We start from the raw sequence: 26,140 nt of genomic DNA, 5'->3' as shown, positions 1-26,140 counted from the left end.
TGCACCTTAAGGTGCAAATCCTCACGAAATGAAAGTGCGTCTCGCTAGCATTATATCTCGTTGTGATATAAAAGTCCGTTCCGCGCCGCCACGCCCTGATAGCACTGGCCTTGCCACGCGGATGCCGCGCCCCGCTCCGACGCGCTCGATCCGGATTTACCGCGCGGTCCATCCCCCGTCGATGACCAGATTTGCGCCAGACATGTAGGCCGAGTCGTCGCTCGCCAGAAAGACTGCGGCGCCGGCTACTTCGTCAGGAGAACCAATTCGGCCCAGCACCGTCGCAGCTTCGAAAGAGCGCCGCAGGCCGGCCGGATCGGCGCTGCTGGAAAACACGTCCTCCAGCAATTGCGTCGTAACGGGTCCGGGACAAAGGCAGTTCACGCGAATACCTTGACGACCGTGGTCGATCGCCATCGCCTTTGTCAACATCACCACCCCGCCCTTCGAGGCACAGTAGGCCGCCACATTGGCCTCGCCTACGAGTCCCAGTTCGGATGCAATGTTAATGATGACGCCCCGACCGCGCCGTTGCATCGCCGGGATGATGGCTTTCGAACATAGGAAAACGCCTTTCAGGTTAACGGCCATCAGCTGGTCCCATTCCGCAACGCTCGTATCGAGAACAGTTTTCGCGAATTCGATGCCGGCGTTGTTAACCAGTATGTCCACGTTTCCGAATCGTTCTTCAGCGAGGCGGACCATTTCGCTCACATCGGGTTCCAGCGACACATCCGCACGAACGTAGCAGGCTTCGCCGCCCGAGGCGCACAGCGCGTCTGCCTCGGCGGTCGCGTCTGTTACGTCGGCAAGCACCACCTTTGCTCCTTCGGCCACGAACCTTTCCGCAATTGCATATCCAATGCCTCGTTGAGCACCCGTAATCAGGGCAACGCGGTCTTTCAGTCTCATGTCGTTTTCTCGCTTAAACAGGGTGAGCGTCATGGTATCAGCCGAGATCGCCTTGATTCTCTGAGGCAGTTGGAGTCGTCATACACGTAAACCGACACACCCTTCTCGCGCGCGATGCCGATGTGAAACCCTTCCGAATTCGATTGATTGCGAGCGACGTACGAGGCAGAATCATCCTGTTAAATTGGCAAATTTATCCGGGTATACGTCTTAACAGGTTAAGCATGGCCCAAGTGAACGACGACGAAAGCAGCAACCGGCTCGGCAACTATCTGAAGAACCGGCGGACCAAGCTCGATCCCGCGTCCTTCGGCATTTCCGGTGGCCGGCGGCGCACGGCCGGACTACGCCGCGAAGAGGTGGCGCAGCGCGCCAATATCAGCGCGGCCTGGTACACGTGGCTGGAGCAGGGGCGCGGCGGCAATCCGTCAGCGGACGTGCTGGACCGCATTGCGAAGGCACTCATGCTGACCGAAGTCGAGCGCGAACACGTGTTCCTGCTCGGCCTCGGCCATCCGCCCGAAGTCCGTTATCGCGGAGGTGACGCAATCACGCCGCGACTGCAGCGCCTGCTCGACGCACTGCCCTACAGTCCGGCAATCGTCAGGACTGCGACGTGGGATGTGGTTGCGTGGAACCGCGCGGCCGCGACCGTGCTCACCGACTACGGCTCCCTGCCACCCGAACAACGCAACGTCCTGCGCATGATCTTCTGCGACCCCCGCGTCCGTGCCGCGCAGTTCGATTGGACAAGCGTGGCCCGCTTCGTGGTGGGCGCCTTCCGGATCGATGCCGCGCGCGCAGGCGCCGACGCCGAGGTGGCGCCGCTCGTCGACGAACTGTGCCGCTCGAGTCCCGAGTTCGCCGCCATGTGGCGGGACAATGAAGTGCAGACCTACGGCGAGGGGGTCAAGCGGCTGCGCCACCCCGTGCTCGGGCCGATCTCGCTGGAATACTCATCCTTCGCAGTCGACGGGCGGCCGGATCTTCAGATGATCGTCTACAACCCCGCGACTCCGATCGATCAGGAGAGGATCAGATCCCTGATTGAAGACAAGCAGGCACTTGCAACGAAGTGAGCCGGTGCACCCTCGAATCGCGAGCGTTAGAAGTCATTGAGCCAGCACAGATCTAAACGTGCGTTTCCAACACGTGCCTCAATAGATCGGATTCCGAATGATGGCAACGCCGCCTTTTGTCTGAACTAATTGCGCAGCACGACGTGTAACGGCGAGGTTACGTTCGACGTGACGGGAACACGTAACACCTTGGACGTAACGCGCCCCACGCAATGCCGCCACCGCGTTCTCCCTCTCGCCCGATCTACCCCGTCCAGCAAGACGCTCATCGCCGCACACCGTTCAATTTCTGCACTGCGCGTGCGCGGAACATGCCGCGCTCTGTAACCGGCGCATTGGCTCGGAACTTGCAGCGACCAATTGCCCGAGCAAGCCACATCCGAGCATGGCGCTACCGCGCCAGCTCCAAAATTAATCGAAGGCGACGCGCACAAACGCGGTCTTGGGCTAGAAAAGCAAACGTTTCTGCAAGACCGATCAGCGGTTTTCCGGGGGCACTGATTACACCTTCCAATCAGGACGCGATTTCATCGCGAAAGGACTAATCATGGCTCCCTTCAAACACACTCTTGTTGCATCGGCGAGCGCACTCCTATGGTGGTCGCTAGCCACTTCTTGTCAGGCCGGAGACGTCACGACCACACCGCCGCCCTCGTTTACGCAAGGCGGCGGATGGACGACAACCGGACAACCAGGATCGGGATACGCGTGGGCAGGAGGCGGTACCACATCCGGCGCATGGGCCGGCAGCGGTGCGGGTAACGGCTCGGTTTGGGCCGGCGGCTCGGCATGGGGCGGCGGTTTTGGAGACGGCGGTTATGGCGGCGGCTCGGGTGGCTCCACGGGCTCAGGCGGTTCGGGTGGTGGATACGGAGGTGGATCGGGTGGATCCGGCGGCTCGGGCGGCTCGGGAGGGTCCGGAGGTTCAGGCGGTGGGAACGGTGGCGGCTCTGGAGACGGCGGCCACGGCGGCTCAGGTGGCGGGTACGGCGGCGGCTCTGGAGGTTCGGGTGGCTCCGGTGGCTCCGGTGGCTCGGGCGGCTCGGGCGGCTCGGGTGGCTCGGGTGGCTCGGGTGGCTCGGGCGGCTCGGGTGGCTCGGGTGGCTCGGGTGGCTCCGGCGGTTCCGGTGGCTCAGGCGGTTCGGGTGGTGGGAACGGCGGCGGCTCCGGAGACGGCGGCCACGGCGGCTCAGGTGGCGGGTACGGCGGCGGCTCTGGAGGTTCGGGTGGCTCAGGTGGCTCCGGTGGCTCGGGCGGCTCAGGCGGCTCAGGCGGCTCAGGCGGTTCGGGTGGTGGGAACGGCGGCGGCTCGGGTGGCTCAGGCGGTGGTAACGGTGGTCACGGCGGCACCAGCGGCTCCGGCGGCTCCAACACTGGCGTTGGCTCCAGCAGCGGCAGCCAGACCACCGGCGGCCTGCTGGATCCGATCGTGAACCTGGTCGTCAGCGTCGGCGCGATCAGCGTGCCTATCGTGCCGATCACCGTGGGCAACAACAGTGGTAGCGGCAATGGCAACGGTGTGGCCAACGGCACAACCGGTGGTTCACACGGCGTCACAGGCGGATCGAGCGGACATAGCACCGGTGGCCTGCTGGCACCTGTGACCGCGTTGCTCGGCGGGCTGTCGGTGGCCTCGGTGAACGGCGGCTCGCAAGGCAGCAGCAGCCCTCTCGCACCAGTTACCACCCTGCTCGGTGGACTGACCGGCGCGTTGGGAGGCGGCACAGCGCAAGGCAGCGGCCCTCTCGCACCGGTTACCACCTTGCTCGGCGGACTAACCGGAGGCCTGGGCGGCGGCACCTCTCATGGATCGTCGACGAACACCGCGTCCAATCCGGTTGCACCACTGACCAACCTTGTCGGCACACTGACCGGTATACTCGGCGGTGCAAGCGGCGGCTCGTCTCCGCTCGCCCCGTTGACGAACCTGCTCGGCGGACTCACAGGTGGACTCGGCGGCGGCAGCACGCCGTCCACACCCAAGCATTAGCCGCAATGCGAGGTGCCCCGGGGGGCACCTCCAGCGCGACCTCGTGGGTGCAACAGAAAGACGGCCGGACCTGACTGGCATCACAGCCTCACAACGTCAGGCCCGGCGCATTCATACGAGTCAACCCGCACGATACGTCACACGCCGCACCTGCTGGCCGCTGACTACGCGAGACAATCTCCACGAAGTCGGGCGCGGTCAACCCCGCACACCTTCGCGAACGCCACGGCATGTAACCGGAACGCGCCGAAGCGGGCCCGCGGGATCGTTACAATGCCCGGATGACTCCCCCCTCAACTGAATCGAATGCGCCACATGCTGACCTCCTATTACTGGAGTGACGACGCTATTCGCAGCCGAAGCGTGAGCGACATCGTGCTATCAGGCACCGTCGACGTCCCTATGCCCTCTGTTCGTCTGCTTGCGGATTGGGAGCGAGAGATCTCGTCGCATCTGGTCCTGGAACCCGGTGACGTCGAACCCATGCCGTTGCCGCGAGCGCGGGCGCGCTGGCCGGACTACACGCGCTGCGTGCAGGCCGTGTCCGATTGGACGCACGCGCTTGGACTGCCTGAGGTGCTTGCCGCCAGTGACGTCGCCCTCATGGCCTGCCGCGGCGCGCGGTATCACCATGACGGTGCGCAATATGGCGACGCGGCCTTCTGCAATCTCTTCATGAGCGAGGACCGAGGTCTGGACTTGCACTTTCCCGCTCTGGGCCGGCGGATTCCTCTGACCCGGGGAACGGTTGTGATATTCGATACTGGCCAGCCTCATGGCGTCATCCAGCGCGGCAGCAGTGGTTTTAACGCGGCCGACTTCCCGCCGGACCAGGATTGGATCCAGATATTCCTGACCTGGGAGCTTCCCATCGAAAATGCTCATGTGGGGCACGCACTGAAGGTGGCCTTCGACGTTGCCCCTTCGACCTCGCCGCAACCGGATACCGAGCAGGTCCAGTTGAACGGCGAACAGGTGATTGTGTGTCCGGACTCGGGTCGTTGGTCCCGGGCTGGCTAGTCGTCAGAATCACGTCGCAGCGTTGCCCTGACACGCACGTGGGTTAGCGGCTGACGCCGCCGGCCGCCTGTATGATGGCGGGCTTGCGTCCAACGAAAGCCCGCGCCGGCGGTCCGCGCAGATCGCGCACCGCCCGCCGCCGCAACGCGGCGCGAATGCATCCATTCACGATGACCCAAAGGAAGACCGCCATGACGGCCACAACGCAATTCGATCAGGTTTCCGTTATCAAACGCGCCAACGTCTACTTCGACGGCAAGTGTGTCTCGCACACTGTTCTCTTCACCGACGGCACGCGCAAGACGCTCGGCGTGATCCTGCCCGGCACGCTCAACTTCGGCACCGACGCGCCGGAACTCATGGAGGTGCAGGCCGGCCAATGCCGCATCCGCCTCGAAGGCAGCGACGAGTGGAAGACGTATGGCGCGGGCGAGTCGTTCTCGGTGCCCGGCAAGAGCCGCTTCGATATCGATGTGGTCGAAACGCTCGACTACGTCTGCAGCTATCTGTAAAGACGGACGGGTGCCGGGTCATTCACCCGGCACCGTCACCCACTTTGCTGACCTTTCCTTTATGTTTTCCGTGACGCCCTTCCCTTAAGAGCGACTGTCTGCGGAAACCACCACACGGTTCACGTCTACGCTCCAGCGCTAGTCACGATTGCAAGGCTTGGGCAATAGTGTGTTGCGCTCAAGTACGGCGCTTGCTGTGAACGAGCTCCAGCAGCATTAGACGTGGGCGGATCGATAAAAACTGATGCATTGTTCGATCCCGCGGGAGCGGTGAGGGTCATCGTCACTTTCCACCAGTTACCCGATTTCACTGCGCTCAGCGAAGTTGCCTGTCCGGCGCCCCATGTTCCGCGCACTACAGCGCCCGTATTCGTGTTGAGGACCCAGCCAAATTCAGTGCCGCTCGGGTCATCGGTCTGGATTGATCCCCCAGGAAAGACCGCCGCGTTCGTAGTGGCGAGAACGTAGTCAGTGAAGCTATAAGATTGGCCGCCCTGAACCCTGATGATTTCGCGGACATTCGAGACTGACGAGCCGTTCGTGCTGGTAACCATTGCAGCGCCCTTGTTCACTCCGGAGACATCAGTTGCAGGCACAGCGGTGCCTCCATTCTGTTGCGACCATGCATCCGGTGTGGCGAGATTCAGCGGCGAGTTGATCAGATTGTTTGCATAGCAGGCAGCCACGGCCTTGTCAGCAGGCGGTCCGTAAAACTTTGCAATGCTCGCCTGGATCGCGTTATCGGTCGTGTCGGATGTCGCCTTGGTGATGATCGCTCCTTCGAAGAACTGGATGGGAGCACCGCTACCGTCGCCGCCTTCGCCAAGCGAAAGACCGCCCTGCCATTGCCCATTAAATGCATGACCCGCGTCGTTGCCAAAGTTCAAGGCTTCTGGGGGCGCCTGGTCATAGAGTGCCGTGAGTACGCTCTGCGAGGCAGAGCCGCCTTTGACCACGAAGATATTTGACGCGGTTACCGGTGAGTATTTAGAAAGCACCGTGACGAACTTTTCTTTTGGAGGCTGCTGCGGACCATAGAGATAAACGCCTGCCTCCGCGTCGACGCCCGGCCAGTTAATATCAAGTGCGTTGCACACGGGGTCTTTTACGTTCGGCGCCTGGTTCGAGTCGCCGTCACAATAGCCGAACACAGCTGCGTTGCCGTTCGAGAACGCCAGCGCGAACATTTCCCCTTCTACTTCTCCATGCGCATAGGTGCTCGGGTTAGCACTGCTTTCCATATTTCCATAGGTCCCGCAGCACGTGGAGGACTGGCTATAGTGCGCTCCTGCCACCATGTATTCAGCGATATCGCTATCACCAATCGACTGGTTCACCGTGCCGAACCTGTTGCGATAGGCTTGTCCCGCCAAAGTACCGAGAGCTGGAATCTGAACGCCTTGCAACGGCACGAAGCCTAACTTGGCCGGCGTACCGGGGAGCGCCGGCAAATCGTTTCCGATCGATAATTGGAGCGTCGGTGACTGGGTGGTCAGCGCGGTGGGGGGCTGGAGCAGTTGAACGGTCAGTGCTCCACTGGTTCCTGGAAGCGTGATTGTCGCAAAGCCGTTGAGGACCGGAACAGTCGTCGCTTTTTGCTTCCCTGAGCCGCTATTCGGCAGGGTCAGTGACTCTGTTCCGTCCGCGTTGAGTGTGAGGGTGGCCGGCACATTGCCGAATGCTCCTCCCTTGAGCGGCGCAACCAGGTCGATCTGATCGTAAATGTAGGTGACGGAGCAGCTTGTATTGTTGCAGAACGCGTTTGCGCTCTTAACGTTGGCCGAGCCGATCAGCGTGCGGTCGGCGCCGTTCGGCAAGCTACCCGACGTATAGGGGTAGATGTCCTGCGTTGCACTATCGGACGCACGTCGAACCTGGAATAACGGGCCTCTGTAATTCTTTGTCAGCAAGCGTGTCACGCTATGAGCCGCTGAACACGGCGTGTTGGCAGTTGCTGCGGCGTCGCAAGGTAGCGCGCTCGCGATCGCCTGTTCCGCTTGTGTACTGTCATTTGACTGGGCTGCGTCATTCGTCGGCGACGGCGACGTACTTGAGTTCGACACCCCTGTCGCTTGAGATGCGGACGTGCCACTACTATCTCCGTTACATGCGGCAAGCCCGACGGTCATCGCTAACAAGACAGCAATTAATCCGGTTCCTCTGGACATCATGACCTCCTCCTATGAAGCCATAGCTTCTGATTGGACTCGTTCAACTTAGTCATGCAAAATGATTTATAAAAAATCACCACGGGTCAGGCGGGTTCAGAACTGCCACTCATTGCCGTCAGCTAGAAAACGTGCTGCCGAGCGATTTAACACACCGCCCCAGCCATACGGTGCGTGGGAATAAAGTTGATTGTCTGGTAGACCGCAAAGATGACGGCGTGCGCGGCGGCCTGGCAGTCGAAATGCGTTGGCTGGCCGTCACGCAGGATCTCGCCGGCCACGGACCGCGGCATTGTATTCATCGCGTTCGTGAGCGCGGGCGACTAGTACGCGAGGTCAGCGGCCAACATCGCCACCATCCATTGCGGTACACAACGGCTCGCCATGCTCGTCTCCACTATCGTTGTATCGATCGGCTGCCCTGCGGGACAGCATCTGACGACGCGAGACGGTAGGGTCGCCGCGTTAGGTAATAATATTAGTCAATAATATCGACTCATCGCCTCAGTACAATCCCGTATGTTCAGACTAAGGAATCGAACGTGACACCCACATAGTGGGGAAAGCGGGGCTTGCCCACCCGAATTTCGCCAATATTATCGCTAATACAATTTGTAATAAATCAGCGAGCCCTAGTCGGGCGTTTGTTCCTCAAGACGATTGAGTACGCGTGGCAACTGAGGCATGCCTAGCGAACATGTGGGGGCCGACCTGGTCGTACGACACACTGAAAGCGCTCGTTTTTTGCGGTCAGCGCCGTTTATGTAGCCACTTCTCGGGAGTCATACCTGCCACGACCGGCGTATGCGCTCACGAATGTCATGCAAGCGCGAAACGGATTCGTTGGAGAAAACGAAACGCAGATAGCGGTCCGCGCCGGGTCCCCAATTCGTCATCGGCGTGGCTGCGATCTTGCCGTGTTCGAGCAGCAGCTTCGACGCCTCGGATGGCTCCAGACCCAGCGCACGGGTATCGATGAGCATCGACCAGCCGCCATGCGGACGGATCACCGGCAGATCGGCAAGCGCGCTCATCAGGAAGTCGCGACGGCGCTCCCATTCCGCGACTGCGGCTGCCACGCCGTCGTCGGTTGCAGTGAGCGCGGCAGTGGCGCCGGGCATCGCGATACCAACCTGACACACCACGTTCGACAAACTCACGAGACGTACGTCGTTCATGATCGATGCAGGCCCAACGATCCAGCCGACGCGCCAGCCGATCATCCGATACTCCTTCGACACCGCGCCGATGGTGATGGTGCGCTCGCGCATGCCCGGCAAACCGGCGGGATGAATGACCTCGCGCCCGTCGAACAGGATGCGCTCCATCGCCGCGTCATAAACCAGCCAGATGCCATTGCGCTTGCAATGTTCCGCAATCACAAGCCATTCGTCCCGCGACGCGACGTAGCCGCTCGGCATCGAAGGCGACATGATCAGCAGCGCTTTCGTTCGCGGCCCGATCGCCGCAGCAAGACTGTCGAGATCGAGCCGCCAGCCGTCGGCACCCGGCTGCAGCCGCGCGAACTTCGGCACGCCTGCGGCCAGATGCACCCGGTTGATCAGGCCGGCGTAGGTTGGGTCCGTCAGCACGACCTCGTCGCCCGGCTCAAGAATCGAGAGCAGTACGTTAAAAATCCCCGCCAGGCCGCCGGCCGAGACGATGCACTCACTCGCTGCGTCGTATGCGACGCTCGCGGCGCGGCCGACCCGCTCGGCGGCCGCCTCGCGCAATGCACGTTGGCCGGTAAAGGGCAGATAGCTGTTTGCCGCGTCGTCGTCGATGGCCTCGTGCGTGTGAGCCAGCGCCTGCGCCGGCGGCCGCAGGTCGGTATCGAGATTTTCAAGCCTTAGAATGTCCGCGTCGCGCAGAGAATCCGCGGCGTCGCCGATTCGGTCGACTCCAATGCCAGGAATATTTATTAATCGAGATACTGTCACACGGTCCTCCGTTATCGTTTTAATATATTAAAGTGAAAAAATCTCGAGATAGCAAGCCCTCTTCGACTTCGCTTGCCGAACTCCTGCGCGAGCGCATCGCGAACGGCACCTTGGTGCCCGGGACGCAGCTGCGGCAGGATCTGATTGCGAAGGAATTCGGCACCAGTCACATTCCGGTGCGTGAGGCGTTCGTGCAGTTGCAGGCGAGCGGGTTCGTTACGATCGTGCCGAACCGGGGCGCATTCGTCTCCGCGATGACGCGGCTCGAAGCGTCAGAATTAACGGAGATGCGGATCGCGCTCGAACTGCTGGCGCTCGACTCCGCTATCGATGCGTTCGGCTCAGACGACGAGACCGCGGTCCGCGCAATTCTTAAGCACGACGAGAACGCGCACGAGGTCGAGAACTGGTCGATCGACAACTGGGCATTTCATCGAGCGATCTATCGGCCGAGCGACAAGCGGCATCTGCTGGAGACGCTGGAAGCAATCTGGCGCAAGACTGACCGCTATCTGCGGCTCGTCTGGCAGCTAGAGCGCTACCAGGGCATCTCGCTGGCAGAGCATCATGCGATCCTCGATGCAGTGCTCGCACGAGATCGGCGCGCCGCCAAGCGCTTGACGAAAGCGCATATCGAGGCGGCTGGCGTTGTGATGCAGGACGCGCTGCGCGAAGCGCGGCAATGACGAAGCCGGTAGTCAACCGGCCGAAGCTGTCGCCAGGAACTGCGCCAGGCGCGCCCACATTTCGACGGGATTCGAATACATCGGAAAGTGCCCGCTATGGGATATTTCCGCCAGCTCTATTCCGTGCGCCCGAAGAGACGGCAGATACGACAGAGAACCGTTCTGCTCGCCATACATGAACATCCGCGGAAACGGCAGTGAAAGGAGCTTCGTCATCAGGTCACCATGGTCGGACAGTTCGACCATGGATCTGAAGATGCCCGGCACCGCGTCAGCGCGTACCTTGTGACGCAAGCTCGCGGCATAGAGCGGACACGAATAAAACGGCGAGTGCCAGGTCCGTTCAATGAAGTCATCGAAGAATGCTTGCGCGTTCTCTGCCGGATAATCGATCACCTGTCGGCTCAGGAAACAGTCCTCGGGCGCCACGTTACCCTCGATATCGGTGAAGCTCAGCACGCGCTGAGGTTCTTCATGCGCCAGCATGAGCGCGGTGAGGCCGCCCATTGAGTGGCCGACGAGATGGAACCTTTGGATGCCGAAATGCTCAAGCACGGCCTTCGCAGTCGCGACCAGAAACGGAATCGAAATCTTCGACAGATCGCTGCAGTGTGTTGCGCCGCAGCCGGGTGCGTCGTATGCCACAACCGCACGTCCCGCGAACGCCGGATAGCGAACGATGTCGGCGAAATCCTCCTTGGTCGAACCGAAGCCGTGCAGGTACAAGATCGGCGCCCGTTCACCTGCCCTGCGCATTGCGGCGATCTGGAGGTCAACACCTTGTACGCTCAGCGTCAGCGTTTCTCTTGCAAGCTCACTCGGCGACGGCATGATTTTCCTGACTAAGTAATTGGCAAAAACTCGTGATCGCACGGCACGCTTCAATTAGTGCGTCGTCATCGAGCGCGTAGGCGATCCGGATGTAGGGGCCGAGCCCAAAAGCGCTGCCTTGAACCACGGCGACGCCGGCTTCGTCCAGTATGGCTGCTGCTACGTCCTCGTCGGTGTTGAGTTTTGCGCCGGCCGGCGTCGTGCGTCCGATCAGCCCCTCGCACGAGGCAAACGCGTAAAAGGCGCCGCTGGGTAAGGCACATGTCAGACCGGGGGCCTGATTGAGCAGCTTCACCATCAGGTCGCGTCGCTGCTCGAAGACGGATCGCGATTCGGCGATGAAGTTCTGAGGGCCGGTGAGCGCCGCCAATGCTGCATGCTGCGAGATAGCACTGGCGCCCGAGGTCTGTTGCCCCTGAAGCTTTTCCATTGCATCCAGCAACCAGCGCGGACCGGTGCCGAAACCGATGCGCCAGCCCGTCATCGCATAAGCTTTGGACACGCCGTTCATCGTCAGCGTGCGTGAGATCAGCCGCGGCTCGACCTCAGCGATCGTATGGAAGCTCGCACCATCGAAGATCAGGTGTTCGTAGATATCATCCGACAGGATCAGCACATGGGGATTGGCCAGCAGCACTTCGGCAAGCGCGGCCAACTCTTCACGCGTGTAGACCGCACCGGTCGGATTGGAAGGCGAGTTCAGGATCAGCCAACGCGTGCGTGGTCCGATTGCGTCGGCCAGCGCCTGGGGCGTCAGCTTGAAACCGTCTTCGCTGCCGCAGGTGACGACGACTGGGGTCGCGCCGCACAACTGAACCATCTCCGGGTAACTCACCCAGTAAGGTGCGGGCACGATGACCTCGTCGCCTTCGTTGAGGGTTGCGGCCAGCGCGTTGTAGATGACCTGTTTGCCACCGCTGCAGACGATCGTGTCCTGCCAACTGACGTCAAGACCATTTTCGTGCTGGAATTTGGCGGCCACTGCCTCGCGCAGCGAGCGCATGCCGGCGACCTGCGTATAGCGCGTGTGTCCGGCACGAATCGCGTCGACTGCCGCGTCGCAGATGTGCACGGGCGTGTCGAAGTCTGGCTCGCCCGCGCTGAGCGAGAGAACCCTGGCACCCGCGGCACGGCGCACCGCAACGCGGTCCATCATGCGGTAGGTCGCCGAAGCTTGGGCCTTGGCAAGGTGAACGTTCAGGTGTTGCAGATCTTCGTGATTCATTACCTGCACCCTTCCTTGATGGCGTCGAATTCCTTGTCGTGCATGACATCGGCAACCGACCGCCCGGCACGCACCGCCTGCACCATGCCGTCCTGGCGCCGCGCGATGCGCTCACCCAGTTCAACGACTTCTTCGATGCGCGCAGCCGACACGAACACCGTGCCGCAACGGTCCGCGATGACGTAGTCGTCTTCATGGACGAGCACCCCGGCGACGCGGACGGGCTCGCCTGAGGAAACCTGAACGACCCGATTGCGTGCGCTGATCATCGTGACGCCACGCCCAAAGACCGGGTATCCGATCGATTCGCTGCCGTCGATATCACGGCTCATGCCATCGATTACTGAACCGCGAATGCGCTTGAATTGGGCAGCATTGCCAAGGATGTCGCCCCAGCACGAAATCCCATCGATGCCGCCGGCAATAACCAGAATCCGGTCGCCTGACTGGATCTGAGCGATGACCGGTGAAATCAGGTGGACGGTTGGTGCCGCGTCCGCCTTCGCTCCCAGTTGAACGGTGCTGGCGCGTCCGACGATCTTCGGACAATCCCACAAGGGGCGCAGGCCGAACGTAGCGCCGGGAATGCCAAGGAAGTCCAGCGCGTCCGATACCGTGTTGGTGTCGAGCGCGGCAAAGCGATCAAGCAGTGAGATTGAGGTCATGAAAGCGCCGCGAGATGGTTGCGATGCCCTACTTTCACGCCTACAGTTCGATATGTAAATTCCGAATTTTGGAAGCTTTCGATACGGCAAACCTATCAGTCAATCATGATCAATTTCCGGCTTATCCGTCATTTATGGCTCTTCCTGGCCGTTGCCGAGGAACAGCACTTCGGGCGTGCGGCACGGCGCCTGGATATGTCCCAGCCTCCGCTGACTGAGCAGATTCAGGCGCTCGAGCAGGCGTTGAAGGTGAAGCTGTTCGAGCGCTCCCGGCGTGGAACGCAACTTACGCCGATTGGCGCTGCGATCCTACCTGCGGTGCGTAAGTTCGCGGAGCAGCTCGAGCGACTTGAGCTCTCGGTGCGCGAGGCAGTCGCCGGACGAAGTGGCGTCCTGACAATCGGGGCGATTTCGTCTGCGATGCTGGATGTTCTGCCGCCGCTGGTCGAGCGGCTAAAGTCTGAGTACCCGCAACTTACAATATCGGTCAAAGAGATCGACAGTGTCGAGGCCGTTCCAGCGCTCGAGGCGGGCGACATTGACCTGGCTTTCGCCAGACTGGAGGGCGAGCTTGGCGGGACGATTCAGTCATTGCCGCTGGCCCAGGATCGGCTGGCGGTGGCCATGCATCGTGATCATGCGATGGCTGGAACTTCACGCATCAGGCTGGCGTCGCTCGCGGATCAGGATTTCGTCATGTTTTCGCGGCAGGTAAGCCCGATGTACTTCGATAGCCTGGTGGCGTCTTGCCGGTCCAATGGGTTCTCTCCGCGAATACTGCATGAGGTCCGTTCGGTGGCTTCCCAGGTTGCTTTCGTGGGATGCGGGCAAGGCATCGCTCTGGTGCCCGCTTCGCTGAAGAAACTGGCTCCTGAGAATGTTGTGTTTCGCCCGCTCAAGGAAAATGTAAGTGTGGTGACTACGGCTGTGGCCTGGAGTACTGGTCGGGATAATCCGCTTATTGACGCCGTGGTTGCCGTATTAGCAAGTACCGGAGGCGGGCCGAAGATGCGTAAGGTGTCGCGTTAAGCCATTTGACCGTATGGCACGCCTGGCCTGAAGCTGCCTAGATCTCTGGCGCACCATCTGAAATGGCCCAGCTTATTTGTCCGTGTCCAGCAATGTCTCAGCAGTCGTGACGGTGCAGTATTCCGGGTCGAGATTGGCAAGCGACATCGCGTGCACGTCTTCCGCGCTTCTCAGGTTTCCGTTCCAGTCCGTTCGATCAAACGTGAAACAGCAGTCGGATAGGAGATAGGTTGTGAAGCCCAGGTTGCCGGCCATGCGAACCGTCGCCTCGACAGAATTATTGGTGATGACGCCGACGACCACTAGCGTGTCATAGCCTTGCGCGCGGAGTTGCGCTTCCAGATTCGTACCAATGAAGGCATTATTGGTTCGCTTCGGGATCACAGGCTCGCCGGCGACAGGGGTGGCCTCAGGCTTGAAGTCATGTCCGCTTTGGCCCGGTCGATAGTGCGAGCCAGGTTCGGTGGAGTCGTGCCGAATGTGCCATACCGGCCAGCTGTTACTCCGCCAATGGTCGAGCAAACGTGCAATTTGAATTTCCGCAAGCGGGTTGTTTCTGCGTCCCCAGCTTGGGTGGTCTATTGCTTTCTGAAGATCCACCAGCAAAAGGAGCGCTCCGGCCGGACGTAGCGAGGCAGTCATTTTTGGTTCTGCGTGAGGGAATGCTGTGGCGAAGCGATTCGATTCAGGACTTTACCGCAAGTCTGCTGCGAGCCTCGAATCGCGTTGTCTGATCGGCTTGGTACGGCCAACATGGGGTGAGCGGCAAACCTGTGGCGAGTAAGATTGATTGGACCACTCACGCCTTGATTTCCGTGCGTGTATCGATACGACTTACATAGACCGGATCCCTTCTCCTGACAGATACGCTATGCAAATTCGCTTGACTAAAGCCTGTATTAACTTCATTGCCGTGCTGATCTCTTGCCTCCTCGCAGGTCAATCTGGCTGAGATGTACCTTCATGGATACGGCGTCCAACGTCACAAGGTAACGGCCACGTACTGGCTCCGCAAAGCGGCCAATCAAGGCGACGAGAGTGCTCAAACAAAGTTGGGCTTGATGCTAAAAAATGGCGCCGGCGTTCCGCAAAATCTGATCGCGGCATATGTCTGGCTAAAGATTGCTGAAACTACGCATCCTGGATCGGTACTATCGTCCAAAACTGTCCTGCGACTCACTGTCGACTGCCGAGGAAATCGCACGGAACTGGAAAGTCGGAACGTTGGTGCTGGTGGACGTGGTGCCAACAAGGCCGTCGTTGACGCCTTCCAACATCGCTTTTTTAAGTTCGGCAAAGTTGCTCATTTGAAGGTCTGTTATGCGGGAAACTGAATGACCCAAACGGGTCAGACTGCGACTCCTGCGTTCGGCAAAGTCCGTCCACATACCGTGCCGGATTCGTCATCAGCCATATTGTCATCAAAGCCACGTTGCTGGAGTTCACGCCATCATGAAACCTTTTTGCTTCGCTGCGGCCTTCGTCGTGCTCACCGGCGGCTGCACCTCGACATGGTCGCCCACGAATAATCAGACCGCCGGGCCAGGTCCGGCCGACACGGATACCTACATTCTGCACTCTACCAACAGTGCGACGCCTGGTGGCTCCACGTCAAAGCGACCTAGGCTCAGCGTCGGTGTCAGCGATCCCGATACGCAGTTGATTCTGCCGTGGTTCCTCAATGACATCATCAACTTTGTTAACTATCACTAGCTTGCCGTACATGCCGATCGGGCTTGCAACAGCCTCGCTCCGAGACTCCACTATCCCGCCGCCACGATCACATGCGCCTGAATTTTGCCGACCACCGGGCCTTCGCCATGACGGTTGGCAATCGCCTCCGTCGCTCGGTCCGTCGCCAGCTGAAGCAAGCCGGCGTCGCGCGCCTCGATTTCGTTGCGCAGCGGCGTTCCCAGGCAATAAGCAGCGGCGGCGGCGCGTGCCGAGGTCGCGCAACTCACCTTCTCGCGTGTCGCGATCTCGATGTCGGCGAACCCTGCGCGGCTCAACTCCTCTCGGATCAGCGCGATATCGTGATAGCCGTGCGGCGTGCGGGCGAGAAATCTCGGAGGGTCGTGCGGAAACACCGTGGCGACGGCGTTGGCGACTTCGTCGGCAAAGGCGTTCTCTTCGATACGGTCCCAGACATTGAAGACAAAGCGCCCGCCGGGTCTCAGCACGCGACGCGCCTCGGCATAGCCAACGATCCGATTGGGGAAAAACATCGCGCCGAACTGGCAGCAAACGACGTCGAACGATGCATCTTCGAACGGCAGGTCGAGCGCGTCCGCCTGCCTCCATTCGATACGGCTATCGGCCCCCTGCCTGGTAGCGGCATAGTCGAGCATGGGCTGGTTAAGGTCGGTCGCCACGTACCGCGCGCCAGCGCAAAGTTTTGGTTCAAGCACCCGCGTGACCACGCCGCTGCCGGCCGCCGTTTCAAGCACCGAGCCGGGCGCGAAGGCTGCAACAACCTCCGCCAGGTCGGCAGCGTAGGCCTCGAAGATTAGGGGGACCATCAGCGTGTCGTAGAACTTCGGGATCGAACCCGCAAACACCTTATCGCGCTCAGTCATGACATCCCCTTGAAGCTCTCAATAGCGCCCGCGACCATCCATTCGAGAGCAGGCCAAGCCACTCCAAGGCGTACTCTTTCTGGCCGGGCGTTGCGCTATAGTGGCCGCGCATACCAGCCTCGTCAACGTCATCCAGTGACCTTTCCAACACGCGTGCCTTCATAGCAGCGCTGCCGCGGTAATGCTGCGAAGGCAACTAGCGGGCGAACAATCTCAGCCACCGTATGGCCGATATGGGTCGAACCGAATCTGTCAGCGTCCGACCAAGAACGATCAACCATAAAAGCAAAGTGAATTGGCGAGAATTTTGATTCGAAGTACTCTTGAGAATTGTCTTCATATAGCCCAGATCCCTGCTATGTTGCCGTCTATCGACGAACTCCTCGCGCTTGACGCGCTGACCTTACGCGAACACACCGAGCAGGCGGGTGATACCTTCGATGTTGATGAGCACCGAGTCCAGTTGCGAAAGTCCCTGGAGGTCAGCGAGGTGTGCTCAGTGCGGCGGGAAGGCAAACTCGTTGCCTATGCAATGCTTCGACCGCATTCAGGTGCTTGCTGGTTCGTTGGCGCGTTTGGTACGCATCCGTTGTATCGAACGTATGCCGTTATGACTGAGCTGCTCGCAAAGATGGCGAAGCTGGCGAGTGAACAAGGGATCGGCGAGCTAAAAAGTCATGTCTACAAAACCAACCGGTTATCTATCGCTTTCCATCGCAAGCTTGGATTTCAGGTGACGCGTGAGAACGACAAAGGCTTTGAGTTCTTCATTGCAATACGTGAACTGACCACGAGCCCAGCGGTTCAACGCGCCACTGCCAGAGCGGCATGCAGCCCCGAGTCCGGCGCGCCGGAAGCACCGGCAATCCTGCGAAAAGTGTGACGCCGGCACGTTGAATATTCGTCGAGTCACAGCGGAACATTAGGAGTTAGAGGCCACTCACGTAGCACCTGATCGCCCCGCTCGGGTTGGCGAAACCGGGAGCGAGGAATTTCAGAGATCGCCGCGATCTCGATCATCAGTTCGGGTGGGTATAGACGTTCGACCTGGACGGCCGTTGTGACTGAATATGGCATGCTGGAAGCGTCACAGGCTGCTAAAGCTTGCTATGAAAAAAAGCGGCGATTTGCCCTTCGATATCAGTCTGTATCGCCGCACGATCGATACCCTGTGCGTCATCGCACACCTCGGGTGCGGCCGCCTTTAATGCTGGCGGGCAAACATCCGTCATGACGAAATGTCCGCCCGATACATAGACGACCTTGGGTGGGTACGGAAGGCCTGCTATCAGCGCGTTCAAGTTCTCCTCGCCGAGGTCGCTCTGCTTCGGCCGGAACACGAGCGTGGGAATCTTCACAGAAGTTAGCCCGGCAGGCGTGAACAACACCGCGAAAGGATCAAGTAAAGCAAGCGCTTTCAAAGGAAGACGCGGAGCTTGGGGCGATTGGCCGGGGAATTGAGTTTGATTCGAGGGGGCCGTCCCACTTTTGCCGCCCGGGCCGGCGCCGCATGACTTTGCATCGGCCGGATGCGCCGCGCAATAAGTTGCGAGATGCTCGAAATCAGGTACACCACCGGCGATCCGCAACGCGACTGCGCCGCCAAGCGAAAAGCCAAGCATGCCAAGCTTATCTGCGTCTGCATGAATCGCGAAACGAGGATCGGCCATCATGGCTTCAAAAGCAGCAGTAATCTGGTAAGGCCTGTGAAGAAAGGCCGTGTTTCCGTGGATCGGTGCGACTACGATAAAGCCTTGGCGAGCAAGGTAGGTGGAAAGGTTCCGTAAAACGAGCGGAGAACCGCCTCCCGCGCCTCCGCCGTGCGACAGGAGCAGAACAGGAAACTGACCGGCGGCAACCGGCGCATTGCGGCTGGCTGATATAGGAAACGGACCAGCTTGCCAAGGTATCTCCTGAGTCTCTGTCGGATACCAGATGAAGGTGTCCAACCGATCTTCACCAGATACCGAAATGCGGGTGACACCAGCATGGAATTGAGCCGTTTGTGCCCACGCCGTTGATGCGACACAGAGTGTCAGCAGGGCGATCACGAGGGAGAGCATACGCATGGCGGCGGTTTCCTTAGTCTTCGGAGCAGATTGAAAATTCGGTTGAATCTGGTGGATGAGGCTTGGATTGAACCTGTGCATCTGTCGTTGACTTCACTCCACTGTCCCGCAAGAACGATCAGATGACCACCGTCCGTCGTGCCCTAGTCAGCTTCAGACGTTCGGTATCGACCGTCGGTTTGGTGAAAATCGGACCGACGACGGCGCTCCGGTAGACTGCAACTCTCGCCCAACCTCGCCGCGATCGCATGGACACCCAGCTTTTGATCATCTGCGGACTTACATTCGTAATCCACGTCATCGCAACGCTGGCTTATGCTGTGCGGATCGCCGGTGTTCGCACTCGACGTATCGCTGTGTCGTTCTCACTGTTCGGAATTATTGCCCTTGTGTCCCGAACGGCGAACTCCTTTCAAGGACCATTCATAGCCAAGCGCGTAGAGCTCGATATCGCTCGGCATCTTGAGAGTGGCCTGCTCGGTGATTTTCGACTCTTCCTGATTACAGCTACAGCCGCAAGCATAGTCGGCGCGTTGCTGATCCCAACGTTTCAGCGTTATTTCAGTCGTGCCGTCGAGCACTTTCAAGCTAATCGTTCATTGCCGCGCCTTCTGCTCCACATTTTCAGCCGTGGCGGCATCAACTATATGCGGGACGGCGCGCGGGTTCCGTCGCGCCAAAACATCTCCCAGCTAACGAGCGGTGCCGGCGTATCCGGGACGGTGATAGCTCTCAACATCTTTGCGATGGCCATCTGGACTGTCGGTGTTTTCGCGTCGCTCTACGCGGGATATCTCAAGCCAGATTTGCGCGTGACGTGCGCCAATCTATCGTCGGTCATTAATGGCTTTGCGACCGTTGTATTGGCGGTGGTCATCGACCCGCAGGTCTCCGTCATGACGGACGACGTGATCGAAGGCCGAGTCTCCGAAAACAACTTTCGACGAGCTATCACCACCCTCGCTGGGGCACGAGTTGTCGGAACCTTGTGTGCACAAATAATGCTCGTACCGGCCGCGCTCATTATCGTACGCGTCGCGGAGTTGATTTAGAGCGGAGTGTGTCAATCTGGAATACTGTGATCGACCGCACACGGGGATAGTAAGGCCGCTCCTGGTAGGTTAGCGGCGGCATCCGTCAGACACAGACTCGGCCAGTTGCAGTCATTCGACATCTGTATCTAGATCGGTGACAATCCGAGGCTCATTTGCGTCAGTCTTACGTCTTTCGTTCACAAATAATGTCCAACGGAGATATGAGTGATGGACTCGAAAAGCATCCGCCGGGCAACGGCAGAGGATGTCCTGGTGCTCACACGGATCCGTAACGAAGCACACACATGGAAGCTAGCGCACCGCGACTACGCGTGGGGCAAGGAAGGAGACGGCGTTTCCGAGCGATGGATGCGAAACACTGTCGCTCAAAAGGAAGTGTATGTTGTTGAGCTGGACGGCACTCCTGCGGGCATGTTTTCGCTCGATCTGGACGATGAGCGGCGCTGGGGGCCGCAGGAGCCAATCGCGGCTTACGTGCACGGGCTGAGCGTGCGAACAGGCTTTAACGGACGAGGACTCGGCGGCTTCATGCTTGACTGCTGCGCTAGCAAAGTGCGCGGCTTGAACCGTCGCTATGTCCGGCTCGACTGCGCCGCTCACAACGCGAAGCTATGCGCCTGGTATGAGTCGCTTGGTTTTATCCGCGCAGGACTGTGGCAGGAACCCGGTCCCGGTGGCTATGTCTGGTCACTATACGAAAAACCGGCTCATTAACGTTGCAGGACAAGATCATGAAAATCGAAGTCACTGACCTGCGAAATGATCGGGATGACTCATTCGTGGCAACGCAACTCAGTACCTACAACGCCACCTTCACAGTTAGAGATTTCAGGTTGTTGCGCGTATTTGCACGCAACGCGGACGGTAGCATCATTGGCGGCTTGTTGGCGGATATGGCTCAACCGACAGGCACGCATGGTTCATGCTCTGGAACCCTGCGACTGGCGACACGACGAACGTCAACGGTGTGAAACGCGGAAACTTCCGACTGCATCCCATGGGACCGCTCCGGCTGAGCGAAGGGTGCATTACGGTCGTCAACCCTGACGCCTTTGATGGACTTCAGAAGTACATCCGGTCACAGGGGCTCACGACACCGGTCCCGGGTACGACCATGAAGGCGTATGGAACGGTTGAAGTGAAATGAAAAAAGAGTTTGCGGTAAAAGCGCTGCTAGTCGTCGCCTTCGTCGTCGTGTCGGTGATAGGGGGTTGGTACGTGGCGGCCCTTTACAGCCGGTTGCCAATCGAGATGCCGCACCCGGTAAATACGTTCGTCCGCTTCGTGCTGTCCGTGACTGGCAACAGCGATATGGCGAACCCCGACGACATGGAAATGCTCGCGCTACTTCTGTACTGGGTAGTGTCCACGCTGCTGGTCGGCGGACTTATCTTTGCCGGCTACCGGGCGCTGCGGCATTACCGGAAACAGCGAACGGCATAGACAAAAAGGCCCGCTACAGAGGCGGGCTTCGGCGCAATCGAAGGCCCTAAGGCGCTGTTCGGCCAGGAAGAGGCATTCGACATCAATGCGGAGATCGTCGACAATTGGTACCTGCCCTTATCCTTGCGTCTCGTCCAGAACCATGCGCAACGTCGCCTATCTGCTTCTCTCGATCACGCTTGCCTCGCCGCTTTCAGCGCTGGCGCTCGGTAACGACAATCCAGATTACGATCAATGCATTCTGCTCTCGCTGAGAAACAGCCAGAGTCGCATGGCGGCGGGCGCGATCAGAGACTCGTGCGATGCGCTTTACAGAAACGGCGCGCTGCTTTTACCTCGCGAAAGGTCGTATCACGTGTGTGTCTTGCAGAATGTGCAGAGCGTGAGAGACGCATTTGCGGTTAACGAAATTCTGCACGCGTGTCGACGTCAGAATCAGATGTGAATGTCCGCTAACGGGGCCTCCACATGTCCCATGTGGGTCGAACTGAGCCGCTCATCGTCCGGCTGAGTTCGGTCCTGAGCGGCTCCTCGTCGCCGGTGCGCAAACGTCCACTCGCCGCGCAAAGCTGGCCCTCAGTTCAACAAAGAGGATCGGCATGCCCTCTCTGAGCCGACAGTTACCAGCAGGCGGCCGGCAACAGGGAACGCAGGCGCGTGCCAAGAAAAAATATTCAGCCTCACTGTAACCGCGCATCCATCCCCGACGAACTACAAAGAGAGCGGGCGAGGCATACCCCACCTGCATCGCCCGTTGTTCTTTGCTAACGTTCATCAGGAGGCCTTGCGCATGAACACTGTCCGCTACCTGCTTCGTTTCGCCGATCCCGCCTGGCTGACGGACCGCTGGAGCCTCGCGCGATGGGCACCCTTGCCATTGCGGCTGATCGTCGGTTACGGGTTCATGGCGCACGGCTACTCAAAAATCGTCAAGCATCCGGATGCATTTGCTGGAATTTTGCGCGCGCTCGGTGTGCCGGCACCACACTTCATGGCGTGGGCGACCATCGCAATCGAACTGGTCGGGGGTCTCGCGGTCATCGCCGGCGCATTCGTGCCGCTCGTCAGTCTGCCAATGATCGCGGTGCTGATGGTTGCGACGCTGACTGTGCATCTTCCATACGGGTTCTTGTCGATCAAGCTGATGGCCGTCACGTCAGCCGGCCCGCAGTTCGGTCCGCCGGGCTACGAGACCGATCTGCTTTATCTTGCGTGCCTTGCCGCGCTAATGATGGGGGGATCGGGACCGTTCTCCGTCGATGGCTGGCTTAGTCGCGGCAGGCGGCAATAGGAAGGGCGATGGAATTTGAGGGCGGCATTGCGGACCAGGTACCTGATCTTCGTCGTTATGCGCGCTAGTGCGACGAAACATACATCGCATCATCGAACGCAGCCGGAACAGCAAAGCTCTCACGCATACGCTTCGCCTCCGCCGCTGGCGTCAAGCCAAAAAGCCGCTTGAACTCTCTGCTGAACTGGGACGCGCTCGTGTAACCCACTGCGTGGCTCGCGCCCTCCGCAGTCAAATCCTCACGGACCATTAACAGGCGGGCCTGATGCAAACGCGTTGACTTCACATACTGCATCGGCGAAACGTGCGTGATCGTCTTGAAGTGGCTGTGGAAACTCGGAAGGCTCATTCCCGCTTCCTCTGCCAACTGCATCACGTCCAGCGGCTGCGCGTAGCCGGCATGGATGAGGCGCAGTGATCTGCCTATCCGGCCGAACTGCCCTTTCATCGCCAAAGCCTCACGCATCGAGCTTCCCTGCTTTCCTGTGAGCACACGGAAATAGATTTCGCGCAGCAGGCCAGGTCCCAATACAGCAGCTTCGAGCGGGCGATGCATCGCCTCAAGGAAGCGCAACACGGACGCCTGCATCGCGTCATCCATCGGCGTCGACATCATGCTCTGAGGCGCCTGCACGTGTTCCGTTGCGCCTTCACGATCGATCTGTACGGCGAGTTCGGCAGCCAATGTGAAATCGAGGTGCAGGTACAGCGCGAGCAGCGGGCGCTCCGGGCTTGCCTCCGTTTCCATGCTGAACGGAACAGGCACGGACACGGCCAGGTAGTGACGCTCGTCGTACAGATAGAGCTGGTCGCCAAAATAACCTCGCTTGCGGCCCTGACAAACGATCACGATGCCGGGGTCGTAGAGAACCGGCGTGCGTGACAGAGGCCGGTTTGAACGCAAGATCCGCACGCTCGGCAGCGCCGTGAGGTTGTAGCCCTCCTGCGGTGCCAACGCGCGAAGCAACGCAATCATGCGTTTCTGGGTTCCCGAGGAAAGATCCGGATTGTGCGTGGAGGTCCGCTTCGCATTCATAGTTTTAGGCAAGAAAAATAACGGAATATGGCTTAGCCAGCCTCGTCCCTCAGACTAGTATGCATTCTCCAGACACCATTTGGGAGAAGCTTCAATGGCATCCAGCAAAATTCTGCTCATCACCGGCGTCAGCAGCGGCTTCGGCCGTGCACTCGCAGGAGAGGCGTTAGCGGCGGGACACAAAGTCGTCGGTACGGTGAGAAGCGCGGAAGCAAAGCGTGATTTCGAATCTCTGTCCGCGACAGCTGCTTTTGGACGTGTACTTGACGTGACCGACTTCGATGCCATCGACGGCATCGTGGCGGAAATTGAGGCGACCGTCGGACCCGTGGACGTTCTGGTCAACAACGCCGGCTACGGGCACGAAGGTGTCATGGAAGAATCGCCTTTGTCCGAGATGCGCCGACAGTTCGATGTGAATGTGTTTGGCGCTGTCGCCATGATGAAAGCCGTCCTGCCTTTCATGCGTGAGCGCAGACATGGCCACATTCTGAATATCACGTCGATGGGCGGCCATATCACCATGCCCGGAATCACCTACTACTGCGGCAGCAAATTCGCGCTGGAGGGCATTTCCGAGGCGCTTGGCAAAGAGGTCAAATCTTTCGGCATCGCCGTAACAGCCGTCGCGCCAGGCTCGTTCCGCACCGACTGGGCGGGTCGCTCGATGACGCGAACGCCTCGTTCGATCGCGGATTACGACCCGATCTTCGAGCCCATCCGCAAAGCTCGTGAAGAGAAGAGCGGCAAGCAATTGGGAGATCCCCAAAAGGCGGCACGCGCGATGCTCGCAGCAATCGCCGCGGACCACCCTCCCACGCATCTTTTGCTCGGTAGCGATGCACTCGGGCTCGTTAGGGACAAGTTGTCCGCGTTGGGAAATGAGATTCGTGACTGGGAGTCTGTCACGGTCTCAACTGATGGCTGAAGACCGCAGGCGCCAGGAGGACATGAGCGCCTGCATCTGCACGCTGGGGCGCCGTGCTCAGCGCTCGAGCAGATCCTGCGGCTCGATGCCCGCCTCGCTGCAATAGCGTTGATAGTCGGCAAGGCGATCTGCGGTTGTGATGCGGAGTTTGACCTCGCCATTGTGGCCAAGATACTCGACAGTGCCCATCACCACCACCATCACGACCAGCGGTTTGTCACCGACCGCCTCCCACCAGTCGACGTTGCCGGTAGACTCATGCACATAGTCGCCGGGTTCGACAATTTCGCCAGTACAGAGGCGACGCTGCCCTTCAAGGTTGAAAGCGTGCACTTCGCCAGTATGACGGTGCAGGCCGAGCTTGATACCTGGCTCGAGACGCATCAGTTCCACCCAGCCGCGGCCATCTTTCAGGAAGCGCAGCGGCCGCGACCACTTGCCCGGACCTTCGGGGATCCACAACCCGTCTGCGGACAAGGGGCTGGCACGGGTGACCGTATGTCGTTCGTTGATCATGCGATGGCTCCGAATAGATTGTGATGTCGTTGTTCGCGGCGTTGTTCGCGCGGCGTTGTTCGGTTAGCTACGCACCGAGGTGCGTAGAAAAGTCTATCACCCGTGACAGGCAGGCATCTCCGCGAGTTTCCGTAGTCCGGAGATTGAGCAAGAACGGCTAGGCGCGATGTTTCGACCATGAGCGACCATAACGCCAGTCGCACAATCCAGATACCCAGACCATGCAAGCTCATGTTGACGCCACTCATGCTTACACGAAGCGCTTCAATGCCGTACTCGCGTACATCGAAACGAACCTCGATGGCGACCTGTCAGTGGAAGCGCTAAGTCGCATTGCGAACTTCTCGAAGTTCCATTTTCATCGGCAGTTTGCCGCCTATGTGGGGGTGCCAGTCGCACGTTACGTGCAACTGATGCGCTTGCGTCGGGCTGCCCACCGCCTGGCTTCGCGTGAGTTCTGCTCGGTGCTCGACGCCGCGTTCGACGCGGGCTTCGACAGTCCCGAAGCCTTCAGTCGTGCATTCAAGCGCGCATTCGGCACGGCGCCGAGTTCGTTTCGGCAGCATCCGAACTGGCAGATCTGGAGTGCGACTTTTGTCGTCCCCTATCTTTCAAGGAAACTCACCATGCAAGTACAAATTGTCGATTTTTCTGAAACCCGTGTCGCCGCGCTTGAACACTGCGGACCGCCTGGGCTTGTCAACGAGAGCGTGCGCAAGTTCATCGACTGGCGCAGGCAAAGTGGGCAATCTCCGGTTGCGTCGAGCAGAAATTTTGGTATCCCGCGCAATAACCCGGACACGACACCGGCCGATGCATTTCGTTTCGATATCTGCGGAGAAATCGACGAGCCGGTCGCGTCGAACGCCTACGGTATCCGCGAACTCGTCATTCCGGGCGGCCGATGTGCCGTGGTTCGGCATACCGGATCGACCGACCACGTCGGCGAGACTATCTATCCGATCTATCGCGACTGGCTTCCTGCAAGCGGAGAGGAACTTCGGGACCATCCCTTGTTCTTTCACTATCTGAGCATTTTTCCGGAAACGCCGCAGGATCAGTGGCAAACCGACATCTACATTCCCCTCGTGTGACCGGGTGATCTGCGACAGCGACCTTACGGTCGCTGGACCGCTGATCAGAAGTTGGCGACAATGCGACATCCATCG

Annotated in this window: 29 protein-coding genes and 1 pseudogene; 18 read left to right on the top strand and 12 right to left on the bottom strand. The window is 59.6% G+C overall.

Features of this window, described 5'->3' with window-relative positions:
- Nucleotides 1-156: 156 nt before the first annotated feature.
- Nucleotides 157-945: an SDR family NAD(P)-dependent oxidoreductase gene (locus KHO30_RS24500; RefSeq protein WP_211702603.1), complete on the bottom strand. Its 789-nt coding sequence runs from the start codon at nucleotides 943-945 to the stop codon at nucleotides 157-159.
- 191 nt (nucleotides 946-1,136) lie between these two features.
- On the opposite strand from KHO30_RS24500, the gene KHO30_RS24495 reads away from it, so the two are divergent.
- From KHO30_RS24495 to ppnP, 4 genes are all read left to right on the top strand, one after another.
- Nucleotides 1,137-1,991, top strand: a complete 855-nt coding sequence (locus KHO30_RS24495) for a helix-turn-helix transcriptional regulator (protein WP_200619187.1) — start codon at nucleotides 1,137-1,139, stop codon at nucleotides 1,989-1,991.
- 547 nt (nucleotides 1,992-2,538) lie between these two features.
- Complete coding sequence (locus tag KHO30_RS39585) at nucleotides 2,539-3,981, top strand: hypothetical protein (protein WP_211702602.1); 1,443 nt, start codon at nucleotides 2,539-2,541, stop codon at nucleotides 3,979-3,981.
- Between the two features lie 315 nt (nucleotides 3,982-4,296).
- The gene (locus tag KHO30_RS24485; RefSeq protein ID WP_211702601.1) at nucleotides 4,297-5,001 is read left to right on the top strand and encodes a hypothetical protein; all 705 of its coding nucleotides are present in this window, start codon (nucleotides 4,297-4,299) and stop codon (nucleotides 4,999-5,001) included.
- Between the two features lie 191 nt (nucleotides 5,002-5,192).
- A complete protein-coding gene (gene ppnP, locus KHO30_RS24480; RefSeq protein ID WP_200619184.1) occupies nucleotides 5,193-5,513 on the top strand; it encodes a pyrimidine/purine nucleoside phosphorylase in 321 nt (106 codons plus the stop codon).
- Between the two features lie 125 nt (nucleotides 5,514-5,638).
- Here the strand turns inward: ppnP and KHO30_RS24475 are convergent, their stop codons facing one another.
- Both KHO30_RS24475 and KHO30_RS24470 read right to left on the bottom strand, forming a co-directional pair.
- Nucleotides 5,639-7,684 carry an arabinofuranosidase catalytic domain-containing protein gene (locus tag KHO30_RS24475; protein WP_200619183.1) on the bottom strand — a complete coding sequence of 682 codons (2,046 nt, stop codon included), beginning with the start codon at nucleotides 7,682-7,684 and terminating at the stop codon, nucleotides 5,639-5,641.
- A 779-nt stretch (nucleotides 7,685-8,463) separates the two neighbouring features.
- The gene (locus tag KHO30_RS24470) at nucleotides 8,464-9,621 is read right to left on the bottom strand and encodes a pyridoxal phosphate-dependent aminotransferase (RefSeq protein ID WP_211702600.1); all 1,158 of its coding nucleotides are present in this window, start codon (nucleotides 9,619-9,621) and stop codon (nucleotides 8,464-8,466) included.
- Between the two features lie 32 nt (nucleotides 9,622-9,653).
- Between KHO30_RS24470 and KHO30_RS24465 the strand changes: the two genes are divergently transcribed.
- Nucleotides 9,654-10,307: a GntR family transcriptional regulator gene (locus KHO30_RS24465; RefSeq protein ID WP_211702599.1), complete on the top strand. Its 654-nt coding sequence runs from the start codon at nucleotides 9,654-9,656 to the stop codon at nucleotides 10,305-10,307.
- A gap of 12 nt (nucleotides 10,308-10,319) precedes the next feature.
- Here KHO30_RS24465 and KHO30_RS24460 read toward each other — a convergent pair whose 3' ends face one another.
- Genes KHO30_RS24460 through KHO30_RS24450 form a run of 3 tightly spaced genes read right to left on the bottom strand, consistent with a single transcriptional unit; the run spans nucleotide 10,320 to nucleotide 13,028 of the window.
- Nucleotides 10,320-11,138 carry an alpha/beta fold hydrolase gene (locus KHO30_RS24460; protein ID WP_211702829.1) on the bottom strand — a complete coding sequence of 273 codons (819 nt, stop codon included), beginning with the start codon at nucleotides 11,136-11,138 and terminating at the stop codon, nucleotides 10,320-10,322.
- Nucleotides 11,122-12,363: a pyridoxal phosphate-dependent aminotransferase gene (locus KHO30_RS24455; protein ID WP_244864123.1), complete on the bottom strand. Its 1,242-nt coding sequence runs from the start codon at nucleotides 12,361-12,363 to the stop codon at nucleotides 11,122-11,124. The genes KHO30_RS24460 and KHO30_RS24455 overlap by 17 nt, the downstream gene beginning before the upstream one ends.
- On the bottom strand, nucleotides 12,363-13,028 hold the full coding sequence (locus KHO30_RS24450; RefSeq protein WP_211702598.1) for an RraA family protein: 666 nt from the start codon (nucleotides 13,026-13,028) through the stop codon (nucleotides 12,363-12,365). Before KHO30_RS24450 ends, KHO30_RS24455 begins: the two co-directional genes overlap by 1 nt.
- 105 nt (nucleotides 13,029-13,133) lie before the next feature.
- On the opposite strand from KHO30_RS24450, the gene KHO30_RS24445 reads away from it, so the two are divergent.
- Entirely contained in the window at nucleotides 13,134-14,057 is a 924-nt protein-coding gene (locus KHO30_RS24445) for a LysR family transcriptional regulator (RefSeq protein WP_211702597.1), read from the top strand.
- Between the two features lie 72 nt (nucleotides 14,058-14,129).
- On the opposite strand, the gene KHO30_RS24440 is transcribed toward KHO30_RS24445, so the two are convergent.
- Complete coding sequence (locus tag KHO30_RS24440; RefSeq protein WP_211702596.1) at nucleotides 14,130-14,699, bottom strand: cysteine hydrolase family protein; 570 nt, start codon at nucleotides 14,697-14,699, stop codon at nucleotides 14,130-14,132.
- A 296-nt stretch (nucleotides 14,700-14,995) separates the two neighbouring features.
- Between KHO30_RS24440 and KHO30_RS39780 the strand changes: the two are divergent.
- Nucleotides 14,996-15,172, top strand: a pseudogene (locus KHO30_RS39780) (tetratricopeptide repeat protein); the annotation flags it as partial.
- Between the two features lie 36 nt (nucleotides 15,173-15,208).
- Here the strand turns inward: KHO30_RS39780 and KHO30_RS24430 are convergent.
- Nucleotides 15,209-15,364: a hypothetical protein gene (locus tag KHO30_RS24430; RefSeq protein ID WP_167378288.1), complete on the bottom strand. Its 156-nt coding sequence runs from the start codon at nucleotides 15,362-15,364 to the stop codon at nucleotides 15,209-15,211.
- A gap of 145 nt (nucleotides 15,365-15,509) precedes the next feature.
- On the opposite strand from KHO30_RS24430, the gene KHO30_RS24425 reads away from it, so the two are divergent.
- On the top strand, nucleotides 15,510-15,770 hold the full coding sequence (locus KHO30_RS24425; protein ID WP_211702595.1) for a hypothetical protein: 261 nt from the start codon (nucleotides 15,510-15,512) through the stop codon (nucleotides 15,768-15,770).
- A 50-nt stretch (nucleotides 15,771-15,820) separates the two neighbouring features.
- Here the strand turns inward: KHO30_RS24425 and KHO30_RS24420 are convergent, their stop codons facing one another.
- Nucleotides 15,821-16,633 carry a class I SAM-dependent methyltransferase gene (locus KHO30_RS24420; RefSeq protein WP_211702594.1) on the bottom strand — a complete coding sequence of 271 codons (813 nt, stop codon included), beginning with the start codon at nucleotides 16,631-16,633 and terminating at the stop codon, nucleotides 15,821-15,823.
- 358 nt (nucleotides 16,634-16,991) lie between these two features.
- Here KHO30_RS24420 and KHO30_RS24415 point away from each other — a divergent pair, with 358 nt between their 5' ends.
- Nucleotides 16,992-17,516: a GNAT family N-acetyltransferase gene (locus tag KHO30_RS24415; RefSeq protein WP_211702593.1), complete on the top strand. Its 525-nt coding sequence runs from the start codon at nucleotides 16,992-16,994 to the stop codon at nucleotides 17,514-17,516.
- Between the two features lie 214 nt (nucleotides 17,517-17,730).
- On the opposite strand, the gene KHO30_RS24410 is transcribed toward KHO30_RS24415, so the two are convergent.
- Nucleotides 17,731-18,783, bottom strand: a complete 1,053-nt coding sequence (locus tag KHO30_RS24410) for an alpha/beta hydrolase family protein (protein WP_211702592.1) — start codon at nucleotides 18,781-18,783, stop codon at nucleotides 17,731-17,733.
- A 167-nt stretch (nucleotides 18,784-18,950) separates the two neighbouring features.
- Here KHO30_RS24410 and KHO30_RS24405 point away from each other — a divergent pair, with 167 nt between their 5' ends.
- The 7 genes from KHO30_RS24405 to KHO30_RS24380 all read left to right on the top strand — a co-directional run bounded on the left by KHO30_RS24405 (nucleotide 18,951) and on the right by KHO30_RS24380 (nucleotide 22,491).
- Nucleotides 18,951-19,754: a lipid II flippase Amj family protein gene (locus tag KHO30_RS24405; RefSeq protein WP_211702591.1), complete on the top strand. Its 804-nt coding sequence runs from the start codon at nucleotides 18,951-18,953 to the stop codon at nucleotides 19,752-19,754.
- Nucleotides 19,755-19,964: 210 nt separating this feature from the next.
- Entirely contained in the window at nucleotides 19,965-20,471 is a 507-nt protein-coding gene (locus KHO30_RS24400; RefSeq protein WP_200619173.1) for a GNAT family N-acetyltransferase, read from the top strand.
- Between the two features lie 17 nt (nucleotides 20,472-20,488).
- A complete protein-coding gene (locus KHO30_RS24395) occupies nucleotides 20,489-20,728 on the top strand; it encodes a hypothetical protein (protein ID WP_200619196.1) in 240 nt (79 codons plus the stop codon).
- Nucleotides 20,680-20,904 carry a tlde1 domain-containing protein gene (locus tag KHO30_RS24390; protein WP_200654757.1) on the top strand — a complete coding sequence of 75 codons (225 nt, stop codon included), beginning with the start codon at nucleotides 20,680-20,682 and terminating at the stop codon, nucleotides 20,902-20,904. Before KHO30_RS24395 ends, KHO30_RS24390 begins: the two co-directional genes overlap by 49 nt.
- The gene (locus KHO30_RS24385) at nucleotides 20,901-21,200 is read left to right on the top strand and encodes a hypothetical protein (protein WP_200619171.1); all 300 of its coding nucleotides are present in this window, start codon (nucleotides 20,901-20,903) and stop codon (nucleotides 21,198-21,200) included. The genes KHO30_RS24390 and KHO30_RS24385 overlap by 4 nt, the downstream gene beginning before the upstream one ends.
- 142 nt (nucleotides 21,201-21,342) lie before the next feature.
- On the top strand, nucleotides 21,343-21,645 hold the full coding sequence (locus KHO30_RS39580) for a VF_A0006 family four-cysteine protein (protein WP_266210533.1): 303 nt from the start codon (nucleotides 21,343-21,345) through the stop codon (nucleotides 21,643-21,645).
- Nucleotides 21,646-21,990: 345 nt separating this feature from the next.
- Nucleotides 21,991-22,491, top strand: coding sequence for a DoxX family protein (locus tag KHO30_RS24380; RefSeq protein ID WP_211702590.1), 501 nt, complete (start codon nucleotides 21,991-21,993; stop codon nucleotides 22,489-22,491).
- Between the two features lie 64 nt (nucleotides 22,492-22,555).
- Here the strand turns inward: KHO30_RS24380 and KHO30_RS24375 are convergent, their stop codons facing one another.
- Nucleotides 22,556-23,527, bottom strand: a complete 972-nt coding sequence (locus tag KHO30_RS24375) for an AraC family transcriptional regulator (RefSeq protein WP_211702589.1) — start codon at nucleotides 23,525-23,527, stop codon at nucleotides 22,556-22,558.
- A 94-nt stretch (nucleotides 23,528-23,621) separates the two neighbouring features.
- On the opposite strand from KHO30_RS24375, the gene KHO30_RS24370 reads away from it, so the two are divergent.
- Entirely contained in the window at nucleotides 23,622-24,455 is an 834-nt protein-coding gene (locus KHO30_RS24370) for an oxidoreductase (protein WP_211702588.1), read from the top strand.
- 57 nt (nucleotides 24,456-24,512) lie between these two features.
- On the opposite strand, the gene KHO30_RS24365 is transcribed toward KHO30_RS24370, so the two are convergent.
- Nucleotides 24,513-24,971 carry a cupin domain-containing protein gene (locus KHO30_RS24365; RefSeq protein WP_093646096.1) on the bottom strand — a complete coding sequence of 153 codons (459 nt, stop codon included), beginning with the start codon at nucleotides 24,969-24,971 and terminating at the stop codon, nucleotides 24,513-24,515.
- A gap of 221 nt (nucleotides 24,972-25,192) precedes the next feature.
- On the opposite strand from KHO30_RS24365, the gene KHO30_RS24360 reads away from it, so the two are divergent.
- Complete coding sequence (locus tag KHO30_RS24360) at nucleotides 25,193-26,065, top strand: AraC family transcriptional regulator (protein WP_211702587.1); 873 nt, start codon at nucleotides 25,193-25,195, stop codon at nucleotides 26,063-26,065.
- Nucleotides 26,066-26,140: the final 75 nt, after the last annotated feature.

It is taken from the genome of Paraburkholderia aspalathi, assembly GCF_905220735.1.
GTDB lineage: Bacteria > Pseudomonadota > Gammaproteobacteria > Burkholderiales > Burkholderiaceae > Paraburkholderia > Paraburkholderia aspalathi.
Note: the sequence above shows the minus strand (reverse complement) of the source record. Positions and strands in the feature narration are given on the sequence as shown.

Coding starts and splice junctions, on each gene's coding strand:
- KHO30_RS24370 (WP_211702588.1), top strand. CDS start 23,622: ATGGCATCCAGCAAAATTCTGCTCATCACCGGCGTCAGCAGCGGCTTC.
- KHO30_RS24425 (WP_211702595.1), top strand. CDS start 15,510: ATGAAACCTTTTTGCTTCGCTGCGGCCTTCGTCGTGCTCACCGGCGGC.
- KHO30_RS39585 (WP_211702602.1), top strand. CDS start 2,539: ATGGCTCCCTTCAAACACACTCTTGTTGCATCGGCGAGCGCACTCCTA.
- KHO30_RS39580 (WP_266210533.1), top strand. CDS start 21,343: ATGCGCAACGTCGCCTATCTGCTTCTCTCGATCACGCTTGCCTCGCCG.
- KHO30_RS24455 (WP_244864123.1), bottom strand. CDS start 12,363: ATGAATCACGAAGATCTGCAACACCTGAACGTTCACCTTGCCAAGGCC.
- KHO30_RS24405 (WP_211702591.1), top strand. CDS start 18,951: ATGGACACCCAGCTTTTGATCATCTGCGGACTTACATTCGTAATCCAC.
- KHO30_RS24485 (WP_211702601.1), top strand. CDS start 4,297: ATGCTGACCTCCTATTACTGGAGTGACGACGCTATTCGCAGCCGAAGC.
- KHO30_RS24445 (WP_211702597.1), top strand. CDS start 13,134: ATGATCAATTTCCGGCTTATCCGTCATTTATGGCTCTTCCTGGCCGTT.
- KHO30_RS24420 (WP_211702594.1), bottom strand. CDS start 16,633: ATGACTGAGCGCGATAAGGTGTTTGCGGGTTCGATCCCGAAGTTCTAC.
- KHO30_RS24390 (WP_200654757.1), top strand. CDS start 20,680: ATGCTCTGGAACCCTGCGACTGGCGACACGACGAACGTCAACGGTGTG.
- KHO30_RS24450 (WP_211702598.1), bottom strand. CDS start 13,028: ATGACCTCAATCTCACTGCTTGATCGCTTTGCCGCGCTCGACACCAAC.
- KHO30_RS24375 (WP_211702589.1), bottom strand. CDS start 23,527: ATGAATGCGAAGCGGACCTCCACGCACAATCCGGATCTTTCCTCGGGA.
- KHO30_RS24440 (WP_211702596.1), bottom strand. CDS start 14,699: ATGACTGCCTCGCTACGTCCGGCCGGAGCGCTCCTTTTGCTGGTGGAT.
- KHO30_RS24400 (WP_200619173.1), top strand. CDS start 19,965: ATGGACTCGAAAAGCATCCGCCGGGCAACGGCAGAGGATGTCCTGGTG.
- KHO30_RS24395 (WP_200619196.1), top strand. CDS start 20,489: ATGAAAATCGAAGTCACTGACCTGCGAAATGATCGGGATGACTCATTC.
- KHO30_RS24385 (WP_200619171.1), top strand. CDS start 20,901: ATGAAAAAAGAGTTTGCGGTAAAAGCGCTGCTAGTCGTCGCCTTCGTC.
- KHO30_RS24500 (WP_211702603.1), bottom strand. CDS start 945: ATGACGCTCACCCTGTTTAAGCGAGAAAACGACATGAGACTGAAAGAC.
- KHO30_RS24410 (WP_211702592.1), bottom strand. CDS start 18,783: ATGCACAGGTTCAATCCAAGCCTCATCCACCAGATTCAACCGAATTTT.
- KHO30_RS24460 (WP_211702829.1), bottom strand. CDS start 11,138: ATGCCGTCGCCGAGTGAGCTTGCAAGAGAAACGCTGACGCTGAGCGTA.
- KHO30_RS24360 (WP_211702587.1), top strand. CDS start 25,193: ATGCAAGCTCATGTTGACGCCACTCATGCTTACACGAAGCGCTTCAAT.
- KHO30_RS24430 (WP_167378288.1), bottom strand. CDS start 15,364: ATGAGCAACTTTGCCGAACTTAAAAAAGCGATGTTGGAAGGCGTCAAC.
- KHO30_RS24495 (WP_200619187.1), top strand. CDS start 1,137: ATGGCCCAAGTGAACGACGACGAAAGCAGCAACCGGCTCGGCAACTAT.
- KHO30_RS24380 (WP_211702590.1), top strand. CDS start 21,991: ATGAACACTGTCCGCTACCTGCTTCGTTTCGCCGATCCCGCCTGGCTG.
- KHO30_RS24365 (WP_093646096.1), bottom strand. CDS start 24,971: ATGATCAACGAACGACATACGGTCACCCGTGCCAGCCCCTTGTCCGCA.
- KHO30_RS24475 (WP_200619183.1), bottom strand. CDS start 7,684: ATGATGTCCAGAGGAACCGGATTAATTGCTGTCTTGTTAGCGATGACC.
- KHO30_RS24415 (WP_211702593.1), top strand. CDS start 16,992: ATGTTGCCGTCTATCGACGAACTCCTCGCGCTTGACGCGCTGACCTTA.
- ppnP (WP_200619184.1), top strand. CDS start 5,193: ATGACGGCCACAACGCAATTCGATCAGGTTTCCGTTATCAAACGCGCC.